Below are 14,537 nucleotides of genomic sequence, written 5' to 3'. Positions count from 1 at the left end.
TTAACCACAGATCATCAACCTAAGAACATGTTCCACGTTCGTAAATTTCTCGCTGCTTTAACTGCAGGCTGTTGGGCTTTGATCGCCCAGGCACAGCAGCCCGCCGTTACCAACCTCCGTTGCGAATACCTCTCCCAGCCACTGGGCATCGATAATCCACATCCGAGGCTCTCCTGGGAAGGCGCTACCAGCAATAGTTTCACCGTTCAACTATATTATCAGGACAGCCTGGTATGGAGCATCCGTACGCCAGATAACCGGATCGTATACAACGGTCCGGCCCTGCAACCATTCACGGCATACCAATGGCAGGTATCTGCCTCGCAGAATACCCCAGCCGCCCACAGCAGCTTCGAAACAGGTAGGATGGATGCCCGCAACTGGAAAGGGCAATGGATCAGCGATCACCATCCCATCGATTTTAAAGCAGCGCCCCTGTTCAGAAAATCATTCGTCTCCCCTAAAAAAATTTCCAGCGCACGCGCCTATATCAGCGCAGCCGGACTCTATGAACTCCATATCAATGGTCATAAAATCGGTAATCACCTCCTGGACCCCATGTTCACCAGGTTCGATAAACGACTCCTGTACATCGCCTATGATGTCACCAAAGATTTACAGGAAAAAGAAAACGTCATCGGAGTGATACTGGGCAATGGCTGGTATAACCTGCAATCCACCGCTGTATGGAATTTCGATAAGGCTCCCTGGCGCAATCGCCCGGCATTCTGCATGGAACTCCACCTCACCTTCAGCGATGGCTCCCAATCCATCATTACCTCCGGCCCAGACTGGAAAACAGCTACCGGCGAAATTACTTTCAACAGCATCTATACCGGCGAACACCAGGACTTACGCCTGGCCCAACACGGCTGGGATGCCCCCGGATTCAACGATCAGCAATGGACCAATGCCCAGACCAGAATGGCGCCGGCAACTGTCATCACATCGCAGACAATGGTACCCATTACGGCAGATAGTATACTACCGGCCACCACTATACGTACTTTCAGCGATACTAACTGGGTTTTCAGCCTGGGACAAAATATCGCGGGCATGAGCCGCATCACGCTGGATGGCACTGCCGGCACAGTTGTCCGCCTAAAACACGGAGAGCAATTATACCCAGATGGACATGTGGATCAATCCAACATCGATGTACACTACCGACCCAAAGATAATTCGGACCCCTTCCAAACAGATATCTATATCCTGGATGGGAAAGGGCCGCATACCTTTACGCCTCACTTTAACTACAAAGGTTTTCAATACGTAGAAGTGACCAGCAGCAAGCCTTTACAGCTTACACAAGGAAGTCTGCATGGCATACGTATGCATAGTGCGGTACCGACAGCCGGCCATCTCTCTACTTCCAACTCCCTGCTCAATCTCATCTGGGAAGCCACGAATAATTCGTATCTCTCTAACCTGTACGGCTATCCGACCGACTGCCCACAGCGAGAGAAAAACGGATGGACAGGAGATGCGCATATCGCTTCAGAAACAGGCCTGTATAATTTTGATGGCATTACCGTCTACGAAAAATGGATGAACGACCACCTGGACGAACAACAGGCCAATGGCGTTTTTCCATCTATAATGCCCACCGGCGGCTGGGGATATGAATGGGGCAATGGGCCCGACTGGACCAGCACCATCGCGATTATCCCCTGGAATCTTTATCTGTATTATGGAGACACCACTGCGCTGGGTCGCTGTTATCCCGCCATCAAACGATATGTAGATCAGATCACCTCCAGAAGTCCGGATGGCCTCTGCTCCTGGGGACTGGGCGATTGGGTGCCCGTGAAATCCAAAACGCCGGTGCCCTTCACCTCTACGGCCTATTACTATACAGATGTCTGTATACTCGCCAAAGCGGCGAGATTACTGGGCCACACCACTGACTATGAAAAGTACAGTCAACTGGCACAATTTATCCGGGATGCATTTAACCGGCAATACCTGGACTCACGCACTGGCATATATGATCAGGGCTACCAGACGGAACAATCTGTTGCCCTGTATTGGAAACTGGCCCCAGACTCGCTGGTCGGCAAAATAGCCGCAGCACTGGCCAAACGGGTAAAAAAGGATCATAACCAGCTGGACGTAGGCCTACTGGGGACCAAAACCATCCTGAATGCACTCAGTGAAAACGGCTATCATGATTTGGCGGTGCAACTCGCCAGCGCCCACAAAGAGCCCTCCTGGGGTTGGTGGATTACAAACGGCGCCACCACCCTATACGAAAACTGGCCTATCCAGGCGAAATCTGATCTCTCCCGCAACCATATTATGTTTGGAGAAATCGGCGCATGGATGTATAAACACCTGGCAGGTATCCGGCCAGATGAAAGTCAGCCTGGTTTTAAGCATATGATTATCCAGCCCGGATTCACGACTGAACTGGATAGCGTAAAAGCCAGTCACCATACGCCTTATGGCCATGTATCCGTGAAATGGAGAAGAGTGGGTATAGGTATGGAAGTAACGATTGCGATACCAGCCAATACCAGCGCCACTTTTGTCACGCAGGCCAACGATAAAGAAAATGTTTATGTGGATGGGAAATTCCTGGGAAAAGGCGCCCAGTATAAAACTATTGAGATCAGGGAACCCGGACCAGTAACATATTTACTGCGCATGCCCACGAGGTAATCAGCCGATATCAAATTGCAAGCGGAGTTTTTCTTCCTCTACATCCAGGAGTTCATGGAACTTGCGAATGACTTCATGATCAGTGGCGTAGTCTTTATTTAAGTCATTCAGCACTTCCCGTTGATAATCGATTAGTCGGAGGGATATCGTGAGATATTCTTCCTTCTCTTCCTTTGTACCTTCTTTGCCGCTGGTAAGGAGATGCAATTCTTCCAGTTCTTCCCGCATTTTCTTTACGGCACTATTGGAGGCCAGCGCTTCCTGATGCTCTTCATCCAGGAAACGCATGCTTTCATGTAATAATTTCTTCCGGACCTTTCTTTCCTGGTCTACTTTGGGCAGCGCATGATCATCATCCGGCGGGTTAATCCATCGGATGAGGGTTGGCAGTGTGAGTCCTTGTATCACCAATGTCAGCAGGATGACGGTGAAAGTAATGAAGAGGATGAGATTACGTTGCGGGAACAGATGACCTTTGTTATCCATATACACCGGAATGGATAACGCTGCTGCCAGCGACACTACGCCTCTCATACCCGCCCAGCCGATGATCAGCGGGCCTTTCCAGCCAGGCCGACTATTAGCAGTTCTGATGTATCTACTGATAAAGGTGGTGAAGACGGAGGTTCCTAAAGTCGATAATATTCTGCCTACAATCAGTACCAAAGTGATGATCAGGCCATATTTAATAGCCTCCCAAACGCTGCTGGTACCCAGTTCCTTGATGATGACCGGTAGTTCCAGTCCTATCAGCATGAATACGAGTCCGTTCAAAATAAATCCAAGGGTAGCCCATACATCGGCGCCGGCTATACGACTACGATTAGAAAGAAACTTGTGACTGCGGGCAGATAGAAAGAGTCCTCCGGCCACTACCGCCAGCACACCGGAACCATGAAAGGTTTCCGCCGTAATGTACATCACATAAGGCGCTGTGAGGGTAAGTACGATATCCACCTGCGTAGTCGTGGGCAGCCATCGGTGAACCGTGTAATAAACCAGCGCTATCAGTAACCCAATCAATACGCCCATTACAATCACGATCACAAAACTCACCGCCGCCTGGGAAAACACAAACTGGCCAGTGGTTATCGCCAGCAGGGCGAATCGGACTACAATCAAGCTGCTGGCATCGTTCATAAGGCTTTCCCCTTCCAGGATACTCGCAATTGCTTTTGGGACCTTTACATATTTGAGGATACTGGTAGCAGAAACAGCATCAGGGGGAGACACGATGCCCCCCAGCAGAAAGCCTAATGCCAGGGTGAAACCGGGGATGATTGCGGTAGATACCAATGCTACCACGCCGGCAGTCATAATAACAATGAGAAAGGCAAAGCTGAGGATCACTCTTCGCCATCGCCATAGATCTTTCCAGGAGGTATACCATGCCGCCTCGTATAAGAGAGGCGGCATGAATATCAGAAGGATCATTTCGGGGTTGATCGCGATAGTCGGAAGTACATGCACCGTACTTAACACTAATCCTGCCAGGCAAAGCACAACAGGATACGCAATTTTCAGCTGTCCTGCCAGCATACTCAAAAACAGAATAATGATGACGAGCAGTATATGCTGAATAAAGGTTGCTAACATATGGGGCTGCTTTGCAGTATGGATGTAAGTATTGTCGATGCTTATTTTACATTCGCACTCCCGATTACCGTCCAGTCTTCATTACCATGACCTTTTTCAATCCACTGGTCCATCAGTGCGGCAATAGCCGGGATGATGCTCAGTGAAACGCCTGCCTTATCGGCTTCGTTCATAAACAGCTGGGTATCTTTTCTGGCCATGTTGAGTTCCCAGGATGGTTTGCTGTAGTCTCCCGCAGTCATACGCTGGATACGTAATGGTAATGCATTGGCAGGACTCCATTCTTTAAACAGGTCGGAAATTGCCTCTACAGGCACATCCATGGATTTCGCCAGTGCAAAGGTATCTACCAATCCGGCGGTGAATGTCACGAGGAAGAGATTTCCGATCAGCTTCAATGCAGCGCCACGGCCTACTTCCGATCCCAGGTTCAGAACTTTCCCCGTCATAGCCGCGAGTACTGGCTGCATTTTCTGAATCAGTGCCTGATCTCCGGAAGTTAACATATAACCGGTACTATCCAACGCATTGGCAGGCCCCATGAATACGGGAACATGCATATACGTAAAGCCTTTTTCTTTCCAGGCGGCTGTTCTGGCAATAGCGCCTTCTTTGGAGGTAGTGGTATGATCGATAATGATGGCGCCAGGTTGAAGTCCTGGTAATGCTGCTGCCAGTACTTCATCTACGGCGGCGTCATCTTTCACCACGATATGTACCCTTTCTGCGCCACGCACCGCATCGGCTACATTTTCAAAAGCTACCGCACCATCCGCTTCGAGGGCTTTCGCTCTAGAAGCGGTACGATTCCATACCTGTACTGCCTCATTCCGCTTTCTTAATGCCTTTACAAAATTGGAACCCAAAAGGCCCATTCCTAAAAATGCTATCATAGTTATATGTTTATTATCGCTTTTGTCAAATAAAGATAACAAAAAACCGGACGAGAGATTTTCTGTAATGATGGCCAAAATCACCCGGCTTGTCTATTTCTGTTCGGGATACTGGGGAACAGTTATTAAGCTTGCGTCCTTAATACCCGTTAAAACAACTTTCTTATGTATAAGAAAATACTCACGTCCCTGTTTTTGATGAGCGGCTGGATCTTTGCTCATGGACAGACATTTCACTTTGGCGCCAAAGCGGATCTCAATCTTTACAAAGTTACTGGCGAAGGTATCAAACCTGGCTATACGCCTGGCGTACAGCTGGGACTGTTTGGCGGATGGGATTTCAACAAGAAGTTTGGCTTTCAGCCGGAATTACTCTACACCCAGGCCTACAGCACCCGTGATGACGATTTCAGCGAAAAATATGTCAATGATTATAACCGAGACGGAAGTAGTCATATCAAATTAAACTACGTCAGTATTCCGCTTTTGCTGAAATACAATATCAACAGTCGCTTTACGATTAATGTCGGACCAGAATATAGCTTTCTCTTTTACAGCAACGAGAGCTTACTCATGTACAACAGAGATGCTTTCAAACGGAATAATCTCAGCGTCGTAGGCGGAGTTACCGTGAATGTGAAGCCGGTACACTTCTATGGCCGGTTTGTGCAGGGACTGACGAATATTAATGGCATAGATGATCGTTACAGCTGGAAAACGCAGCAAATACAAGTGGGTATGGGCGTAGATATCCGTTAGGTTGCTCGCAAGGACACAAAGGAAAAGCGCAAAGGCGCAAAGGAAATATTATTCCTTTGCGCCTTTGCGCTTTCTCTGCGACCTTTGCGTGAACCTTAATTCACGGTTACCTGTGGGGCAGGTTGCAGCTCATATCCTTTACTGCCTTTATACACGAATCTTTGCACCAGTGTGAACTTACCGGTTTTCTTACCTTTTTTAATCAGCTTGGTTACCTCTGCAGGCAATGGCTCAAGGTCGTCGGTGTGGTAAGTGCCTTTCCAGGTGATGATGATATCGCGGAAATATTTTTTATCGCTGGCCGGAACGCTATACTCGCTGGTCCAGGTACTGAAATGTCCATCTTCGTTATCGCCGCCGCTTTTTTCAACGCCGTAGGCTGCCATTACTTCCTGGTAGTTGCCGTTCATACCGGCAATCAGGTAAAGGGTGGTAAAGAAAGGGCCACCGCCAGGGCCATTGGAATGACGGAGGATAAAGGCATATTGATCCTGCCCAATCAGCAGTGGTTTAGGCGTAGGACACTGACTGAATGCCCCGTAAGCCTTGATGGCAGGGGTATACATACGCAGTTTCCAACCGCCGTCTGTGAGTACAAATTTGGCGAGACCAAGCAAACCGCCAGTGAAGCGGGAAGTCTGCATACCATCTTCATCAAACTCAGAGTGGTTAAAGCTGATCACCTTATACTGCATACCAGTGAAGTCCTTGAAATCCATGATATTCATCAGGCGAGTGGCCACACCTTGTTTATAAGGGAAAGGACCGCCGCCATCTTCATTCACATCCTCGTACGGCTTTGCCTTACAGGTAGGACATGACCAGTTGACCATCTCATTTTTATAAGTTCGGGTAAGATTATAATATCGACCGGGAAAGAGTGCCAACATGGCTTTCTGGCCATTGAAAGGCTCCGGCAAAATTATTTCGCGGTTATTCGTCAGCACAGAATCGCCTACTGTTTTCTTCTTCAGCACTACATCTGTCTGGGCATAGCTACTGGCGGCCACCATTACGCCAGTCAGGAAAGGTATCAGGAACCTCATGGAATAAAAATTAAGACACTAGCAATCGAGGTGCAAAAGTGTGATTTTTTTCAATACCAAGAGATTAAAGTTTCCTAAAAATTACTACTATTTTTTTGGTGAAAAACACGAGGGCTGATTCCCGCAAAACGGCGGAACTCCCGGGAGAGATGCTGTTGATCGCAGTAACCATGATCCATCGCCAAAGCGAGGTAATCAGGACGCGCGGCTAATGACAAGGATACGCAAGCTTTGACGAAGCGTTGCTGACAGATAAATTCTTTCGGCGCAAGGCCAGTATAGCGGTTAAAATTTCTTTCCAGCCATTTGTAACTTCTTCCGAGCGTACCAGTAAAGGACTTGACTTCCGGAATGTCGTCTCCCGTTATCACCTGCCACATCATATCATCTACCAATGGATTCGGCGGAATGATCTTTTGAGCCATGGCCCAATGTTCCAGGCACTCGCATTTTGCATGCACTGATGGAAGCTCTCTGAGCGCGTGCAGCACGGCGGTTATGTCGTCTCCCCATATCTCTTCCGGCCGCCATACAGGCGTTTGCCGCATCTCTTGCATAGACTTTCGGGATAACTGCGCAAATGCCGAAGGATAAAATCGGATCACCAATAACAGTCCATCTTCCCCAGAGACATCCATTTCAGCGGCTTGTAACAGTGGACTGCAACACCAGGCACTGTCCACTGGATATGTTTTTTGCTGATGTCTGATGAGTATAGTTGTAGGGAGATGTAAAGCCACCGCCAATGCAGGGAATCCGTCAGCGCAAAGGGGGAGCGACTTCCCAGCAGCCAGGGGTACCAGGTACATGCCTGCCACCAAATGGCCGGCAGCGGCAGATACAGGCAGCATACGGCCCCCATGACGGGAAGCGGCAGCATGAATCATCTGGAACAAAGTCAGTGGCATCGTACAAAGGTACTTATCCGGGCCATGCAATTTTTGTCTAATTTATCCCATTGTAAAAGCAGACAGCAACAGATCTTCACAGAAAAAATGCGCCTTCCCATTGTACAATATCCGGCGGAAATCCTTCGCCAGCCAGCAATAGCCGTTCAAAGGAACTATCCTCAGTTACATAAACTGATTCATAATATGTGGGATAGCATGTATGCCGCTCATGGCTGCGGACTCGCAGCGCCACAGGTGAACATCCCTATCCGCCTATTTGTAGCAGACAGTATCTCCACCTGGCAACAGGTACGAGGCGCCGAAAGGTTGGAACAGTTTCCGGATAACAAGGGAATCAGAGAAGTATTTATCAACCCGGAAATTATTTATCAGTCGGATACTACTGCCACCGACCTGGAGGGATGTCTGAGTATTCCAGGTAAATCTGGCCAGGTAGTACGTCCGTGGCAGATCACCATTCGTTATCTGGATGCGCGTTTCCGCGAACAGGAAAAAACGTATGCGGGTTTTACTGCCCGGATGATTCAGCATGAAATGGATCATCTGGATGGCATCCTCTACATCGATAAAATGTAGGGAATAACCTAACCACCAGTTCCTGTGCGCCCACACAGGAACTGGTGATTCCCGGAATCAATTTCCGCCCAGGAAAGCCCGTACGTCCAGGGTAGGTTTGTCCAGGAATTGTTGCCAGGTCATATCTGTCATGCTGAATTCACGGTTGCGGATACTCGCCGCCATGCTGCTGTAGAAATCGACTGCCACCGGAGGCATACCAAATGCTTCCAACTCCTGTCTGAATTCTTCATCTGAGATATTGGTATAAGAAGCGGCCAGGCCTCTTTCTTCGCCCAGGATGCGGGCGATGTCGCCGAATGAATAAGCACGGTCTCCGGTAATATTGAAGCTGCGGCCACCTTGTGCTGGAGCAGTCAGTACTTTGGCCAGGGCGGCGGCAATATCATCTCTGCCTACAAAGCTAATGGCGCCTTCTCCGCCAGGATAGCGTATCTGTCCTGTTTCCATGGCTTCGCCGATGAATAATGGGATTGTTTCCAGGTACATACTGTTACGGAAAATAGTGTAGTTCATGCCGCTGTTGCGAATGTTCACTTCTGTCTTGTAGCAGGATCGTCCGGCGTCGAAAATGGCGATGGCAGCAGGTTGCAGAGTACTGGTATATACGAGGTGTTGTATGCCGGCGGCAGCAGCGGCTTTCACGACCTGCTCTTCCTGCATAGCAGCATGGTCGCCATAGGAAGCGCTGGAAATCTGTAACAGCGTATCTGCGCCACGGAAAGCTTCGACCAAAGAATTATAATCGTCATAGTCGGCCAACTTCACCTGCATGCCGGGAACAGCTTCCAGTTTGGAAGGATCACGGACAACAGCCGTAATATTTTCAGGAGCAACTGATTTCAGTAAATGCTGTATGGTGGCCCGGCCCAGGTTGCCGGTAGCGCCTGTAATTGCTATCATGTTCTTTTTTTTATCAAAGGTAATAGTGGGTACAGGGGGAAAATAGAACAAAACCGACAGGTGTAAAAAAGAGTATTTTTTTTAAACTCAAAGGAATGAGGTCTTCGACCTCATTCCTTTGAGTTTGGTTTTTTTGTTGTCCCTGCCCGTTGGGCAGGGACAACAGGGGGACATGATTGAATTGCGTGACTCCCTGGTGTTCGGGTAAGGACTGCAAGTAAGCAGGATGGAATTGCACGGCAGCTTGTTGTAACGGCCCAGCGGGCAGGGATAACCTATGATTCCTCCTATTTGGACACGACAACAAGGATACAGCATGGAATTGCACGGCAGCTTGTTGTAACGGCCCAGCGGGCAGGGATAACCTATTATTCCTCCTGTTTGGATACAACAACAGCGATACAACATGGAATTGCGCAACTCAGGATGGAACTTCCCAACGGCCTATTGTACCGGCCCGCTGGGCAGGGACAACCTATTATTCCTCCTGTTTGGACACGACAATAGGGATACAACATGGAATTGCGCGACTCAGGATGGAATTGTACAGCGGCCTATTGTAACGGCCCGACAGGCAGGGATAACCTATTATTCCTCCTATTTGGACACGACAACAGGGATACAACATGGAATTGCGCGACTCAGGATGGAACTTCCCAACGGCCTGTTGTAACGGTCCGACAGGCAGGGATAACCTATTATTCCTCCTATTTGGACAGGACAATAGGGATACAACATGGAATTGCGCGACTCAGGATGGAAACTTCCCAACGGCCTGTTGTACCGGCCCGGCAGGCAGGGACAACCTATGATTCCTCCTGTTTGGACACGACAATAGGGATACAACATGGAATTGCGCGACTCAGGATGGAAACTTCCCAACGGCCTGTTGTACCGGCCCGGCGGGCCGGTACAACTAAAAAAACGAGCTCAAAATATGGACGTCGCAGACGTCCATATTTTGAGCTCTCAAATGACTTATCTAGAGACAGGGGTGTTTTTCACGTATGTGAAAAGGTGTTTTTCCGGGTCCGTAACCTATTGGAAGCCATTACATTTGTGTAACGCTAATGACTCTACGAAATACGCCTATGACTATCCCTATTCTTTTATTAATAATGATGACATAATACGTCCGAGAAAATTCCCTCAAAAACCGAGGACTTTGGAACATGATGAATTTCATCCATTGTTCCCCCAAAACAGTCTTACTTCAAAATCATCACTGGCAGCTGCGCTGCTTTATAAATTCCTTCAGAAATACTTTTATGTGTCAGAGTATACAGGAAACTGTGTTTGCCTGGTAAAGCCACAATCAGCTGGATGCTGCCATTGTGTGCGTAGTCAACAATCCCGCTGATGATATCTTCATCATCCCGGAATTCTACATGGAAATTATATTTATGCAGATACGATTTCAGCTTTTCCATGGCTGTATTAAACTCTTCGGTGGGATGTTGGTAGTGTTGTTGCGGGTCTACATTCAATATGACCAGTTCTGAAGGTACCCAGAGCGGCGTATGTTGGAAGTGTTTGATTTTATCCAGTGTTTGCAGGGCTTTGAAATCCACTGGTATCATGGCTTTCTCAACAGGCTGATAAGCCATGCCAGCGGGCACCACCAGCACCCTTACAGGACTGGCCTTGGCGATGGCTATCAGCGAAGTACTGATGATGTCGTCTGAATTTTTGTTCTCCAGCATTACTAACTGGGGATTTTCTGTGTGGATAGCATCCATAATGGCGCGGAGTAAGGGTAATTCGCTCCAGGCCATGGTTACTTCCACGGAGGCGCCTACTATTCTCTGGAGAGCTTGTGCCAGGTCGTTCAGTTTCCACATCACATTTTCCCTGTGCTGGGAAATATTATCCGGATGAACCGCTACAAAATCGGCCGACATGGCCATGGTACTGAAAACATTCTCATAGAGCGACTGCAACAGCACCACTCGCTGGTATTCATACTTTTTCACCCATGCTGCAGCATAGTCGATCAGTGTCAGATAGGTGGTATTGGCGTCTACAGGTATCAGTAATGTTCTCATCTTATCAAATATTATAACTTCAGATTTTCGTTCATTTTTCGGGCTATAGCCAGTGCCAACGCGATATTCTCCACAGGAATACCCTGTGTGGCTTTGGTATACAGTTCTTCCACCCAGGGGCCCAGCTGTTGTATCAACTCACGACCTTTTGCCTTCAGGAAGATCTGTTTATTGCGTCGGTCGGTCTGGTCTTCCGTTCTTTCCACCAGGTCTCTTTTTACCAGATTAGTGATCAGGTAAGTGACACTGGATTTATCTTTTATCAGGATATCTGCAATTTCCTGCTGAATCATGCCGTCTCTTTTATAGAGCAGGCCAAGGATTTCCAGCAGTTCAAAACTGATGTCCCAATTGCTTTCTTTAATTTTCTTCTGTAGAAACTGTCGTAATTCATTCCTTAACTCTGCTGTTTCCCGGCCTAATTCCCGCGCCAGATCTACTTTATTCAATATAGGTTCCATATTAACAAAGATATTGCATTCGGCAGGATGCCGGGTAATTTAATGTGCCGCATCCGCCATATTTACCTTGTTCCTGGAAGTCTTTACAAAGAGCAATACAAAAGGAACACAAACCAGGAACATCACCCCTACCCAGAGAAATACATCCATGTAAGAGAGAATGGTGGCTTGTTTCATGACACTGGCATCCATCAGTGCGTAGGCTTTCTGCTGGGCAGTACCGATATCAAATCCTTTGGCATGCATACTGGCGGCCGTCTGCGATATCCGGTTCATCACATCCGGATTATTGACATCCAGGTGATCCACCAGGGTACTGCGGTGATAGTCCGTCTGACGGGTCACGAACGTAGATATCAATGCCACCCCGAAAGCGCCGCCTAATTGGCGCATCATTCCGGAGAAGGCCGCTCCCTGCCCGATTTCCTTACCTTTCAGTGTGGACAACGACATGGTACTCACGGGAACCGATAATAATCCAAGTCCGAATCCGCGAATAATTAATACCCAGAAGAAGTCCGCCGAAGACGTGTCTGGCCCCAACACCTTATACGACATATAACTATAAATAAAGAACACGCTCATACCGATGGCGATCAGGTATTTCTGTGGTACGCCTTTCTGAATCAGAATGGCTACCACGGGCATCATCACCGCTACGAATATAGTACTGGGCAACTGCAACATCCCTGATTGCTGGGCGGTCCACCCGAGTAAGGATTGGGTATATAATGGTATCACAAACGTAGATCCAAAGAGGCCGAATCCCATGATAAAAGAAAGTATCACGCCTATACGAAGATTTCCGTTTCGTAACACCCTTAATTCCACGACAGGATATTCATATACCCATTGTCTCCAAATGAAGAAGAAGATACCAAAAACTGCGATTACAGACAAGATAATTATCATTCCACTGCTAAACCAGTCTTCTTCCTGTCCTTTTTCCAGTACAAACTGCAAAGAGCCAATACCCACTGCCAACAGGAAGATGCCCAGCCAGTCTACCTGTGAGGCGCTGCGTTTCTGTTCATACTGCGGACTGCGAACAAACTGTAAGGTCAGCAAAGTGGCCACAATACCTACAGGGATATTGATATAAAAAATATAAGGCCAGGAAAAATTATCGATGATGTAACCGCCCAATGGAGGACCGAGAGTAGGTCCCACAATTACGCCCAACGTATAAATCGCTTGTGCAGTAGCGCGTTTCTCCGTAGGCCAGCTTTCTGTGATAATGGTTTGGGATGTTACCAGCAATGCGCCGCCACCGAGTCCCTGCATAAATCGGAATACTACCAGCTCCCAGATGTTGGTGGCATTACCACAAAGAAAGGAGCATATGGTAAAGATGATGACAGAGGCCGCGAAATAATTACGGCGGCCAAATTGTTGCGACAACCAACTGGTCAATGGTACGATGATCACGTTAGCGAGCGAATAAGCGGTGATCACCCAGCTTACTTCATTGAGTGTAGCGCCGAGGCTCCCTCTCATATCCGGGAGGGCAACGTTTACAATGGTGGTATCAATTATTTCCAGTAAGGCACATACGACAGCGGTAATAGTGATAATTGCTCTCCGTGGTCCATACTCTACTAGCGAGGGTAGCTCCTGTTGCATAGCTTGTTCTGATTACCACACAAAGTTAGAAATAAAACTGTTTGAATTCAAACTATTTATTTATAAATTCCTTATTTAATTAAATATCAATATTTTATATATTATTTCGGGAGACACGAGTCGCTATAAAAGCGAGGCGTTCACGGGGGCACTGTTCAGGATATCCCACATGGTAGCGCCGGGGAGCACGCGATAAACCGGTATACGAATGCCGTATTTGCGGCATAAGGAGCGTATGCTTCCATCTATCTGCTCCTGGTCATAGCGGGTGGAGAAATGTCCGAGGATGAGTTGTTTTATATCTAATTTACTGACCATCTCCATTACTTCCTCGAGGCGACTATGTTTATTCTTGTATCCTTTATGGGGAATATCTCCTTCGCTGCTAATGAAAGTGGCTTCATGGATGAGGATATCCGTATGATTCCAGCGTTCCGGATCATCGACGGGCGTATCGCCGGAATAGCCGAGTAGCGTGCGTCTCACCTCCATCGTTGTATTTTCTTTGCCTTGTTCCAGGATTATACGTCTAATCTCTTGCGGAGGAAGTGCGATTAGTTCGGGTTTAATCTTTTGTTTTACTTCTACCAGTTGATAGCTCAGGCTACGGATAACGTCTGGCGGGGCATCCACATGTTCATTTCTGACAGGCACTACTACCAGGTGTTCATTCAGCCAGATTTCATCTCCGGGCGCCACTGGCTTCCATTGAATACCGGAGGTATGCGGATCAAAGCGCTGGAGAAACTCCGCCATAGCAGGGAAAGAGCGACTATCGCGGGGATAATAAATAATAGGAAAGCCAGGCCGGGCGTTCAGTTGATTTAATTGTAAGAGGCCAGTGAGGTGATCTCTGTCGGCATGTGAGATAAATACATGATTGATCTTACGGCTTTTCTGCAATAAGGCGGAGGTAAGTCCATCGCCGGCATCGAATAATACGCCCAGTTCTTCTACAAAATACCAGGTTGCAAACAAAGCCGTGCTGTATGCGGAAATAGTCCATTTCATGAGGTAGCAGTTAGATCTTCAGAAGCCAAAGATACCATTTTCAGTGATAACC

The 14,537-nt window shown here is 47.9% G+C and carries 13 protein-coding genes; 4 read left to right on the top strand and 9 right to left on the bottom strand.

The window, feature by feature from the left end; translation table 11 throughout:
* The first annotated feature begins 27 nt into the window (after window positions 1–27).
* Window positions 28–2,661 carry an alpha-L-rhamnosidase gene (locus CLV59_RS13240; protein ID WP_111592524.1) on the top strand — a complete coding sequence of 878 codons (2,634 nt, stop codon included), beginning with the start codon at window positions 28–30 and terminating at the stop codon, window positions 2,659–2,661.
* On the opposite strand, the gene CLV59_RS13235 is transcribed toward CLV59_RS13240, so the two are convergent.
* Both CLV59_RS13235 and CLV59_RS13230 read right to left on the bottom strand, forming a co-directional pair.
* Window positions 2,662–4,257, bottom strand: a complete 1,596-nt coding sequence (locus CLV59_RS13235; protein ID WP_111592523.1) for a Na+/H+ antiporter — start codon at window positions 4,255–4,257, stop codon at window positions 2,662–2,664. It abuts the gene before it with no gap.
* Between the two features lie 41 nt (window positions 4,258–4,298).
* Entirely contained in the window at window positions 4,299–5,150 is an 852-nt protein-coding gene (locus CLV59_RS13230) for an NAD(P)-dependent oxidoreductase (RefSeq protein ID WP_111592908.1), read from the bottom strand.
* A 165-nt stretch (window positions 5,151–5,315) separates the two neighbouring features.
* Here CLV59_RS13230 and CLV59_RS13225 point away from each other — a divergent pair, with 165 nt between their 5' ends.
* Window positions 5,316–5,909, top strand: a complete 594-nt coding sequence (locus CLV59_RS13225) for a porin family protein (RefSeq protein ID WP_111592522.1) — start codon at window positions 5,316–5,318, stop codon at window positions 5,907–5,909.
* Window positions 5,910–6,004: 95 nt separating this feature from the next.
* On the opposite strand, the gene CLV59_RS13220 is transcribed toward CLV59_RS13225, so the two are convergent.
* Both CLV59_RS13220 and CLV59_RS13215 read right to left on the bottom strand, forming a co-directional pair.
* Window positions 6,005–6,955, bottom strand: coding sequence for a hypothetical protein (locus tag CLV59_RS13220; RefSeq protein ID WP_111592521.1), 951 nt, complete (start codon window positions 6,953–6,955; stop codon window positions 6,005–6,007).
* Window positions 6,956–7,029: 74 nt separating this feature from the next.
* Window positions 7,030–7,863, bottom strand: a complete 834-nt coding sequence (locus tag CLV59_RS13215) for a helix-turn-helix domain-containing protein (RefSeq protein WP_111592907.1) — start codon at window positions 7,861–7,863, stop codon at window positions 7,030–7,032.
* 87 nt (window positions 7,864–7,950) lie between these two features.
* Here CLV59_RS13215 and def point away from each other — a divergent pair, with 87 nt between their 5' ends.
* Window positions 7,951–8,442, top strand: a complete 492-nt coding sequence (gene def / locus CLV59_RS13210; protein ID WP_170137738.1) for a peptide deformylase — start codon at window positions 7,951–7,953, stop codon at window positions 8,440–8,442.
* A 57-nt stretch (window positions 8,443–8,499) separates the two neighbouring features.
* Here the strand turns inward: def and CLV59_RS13205 are convergent, their stop codons facing one another.
* Window positions 8,500–9,345 carry an SDR family oxidoreductase gene (locus CLV59_RS13205; RefSeq protein WP_146616188.1) on the bottom strand — a complete coding sequence of 282 codons (846 nt, stop codon included), beginning with the start codon at window positions 9,343–9,345 and terminating at the stop codon, window positions 8,500–8,502.
* 406 nt (window positions 9,346–9,751) lie between these two features.
* On the opposite strand from CLV59_RS13205, the gene CLV59_RS13200 reads away from it, so the two are divergent.
* Window positions 9,752–10,018, top strand: coding sequence for a hypothetical protein (locus tag CLV59_RS13200; RefSeq protein ID WP_111592518.1), 267 nt, complete (start codon window positions 9,752–9,754; stop codon window positions 10,016–10,018).
* A gap of 535 nt (window positions 10,019–10,553) precedes the next feature.
* Here CLV59_RS13200 and CLV59_RS13195 read toward each other — a convergent pair.
* The 4 genes from CLV59_RS13195 to CLV59_RS13180 all read right to left on the bottom strand — a co-directional run bounded on the left by CLV59_RS13195 (window position 10,554) and on the right by CLV59_RS13180 (window position 14,485).
* Window positions 10,554–11,390, bottom strand: coding sequence for an adenine nucleotide alpha hydrolase family protein (locus tag CLV59_RS13195; RefSeq protein WP_111592517.1), 837 nt, complete (start codon window positions 11,388–11,390; stop codon window positions 10,554–10,556).
* A gap of 11 nt (window positions 11,391–11,401) precedes the next feature.
* The gene (locus CLV59_RS13190) at window positions 11,402–11,851 is read right to left on the bottom strand and encodes a MarR family winged helix-turn-helix transcriptional regulator (RefSeq protein ID WP_111592516.1); all 450 of its coding nucleotides are present in this window, start codon (window positions 11,849–11,851) and stop codon (window positions 11,402–11,404) included.
* Window positions 11,852–11,890: 39 nt separating this feature from the next.
* Entirely contained in the window at window positions 11,891–13,474 is a 1,584-nt protein-coding gene (locus tag CLV59_RS13185) for a DHA2 family efflux MFS transporter permease subunit (RefSeq protein ID WP_111592515.1), read from the bottom strand.
* A 123-nt stretch (window positions 13,475–13,597) separates the two neighbouring features.
* Window positions 13,598–14,485 (bottom strand): MBL fold metallo-hydrolase, encoded by an 888-nt coding sequence (locus CLV59_RS13180; RefSeq protein WP_111592514.1) that lies wholly within the window; start codon window positions 14,483–14,485, stop codon window positions 13,598–13,600.
* Between the last annotated feature and the right edge of the window lie 52 nt (window positions 14,486–14,537).

Origin of the sequence: Chitinophaga dinghuensis (assembly GCF_003259435.1) — a bacterium.
Classification (GTDB): Bacteria; Bacteroidota; Bacteroidia; order Chitinophagales; family Chitinophagaceae; genus Chitinophaga; species Chitinophaga dinghuensis.
The sequence above is the reverse complement of the archived record's forward strand: the minus strand, read 5'-3'. Positions and strand labels throughout refer to the sequence as shown.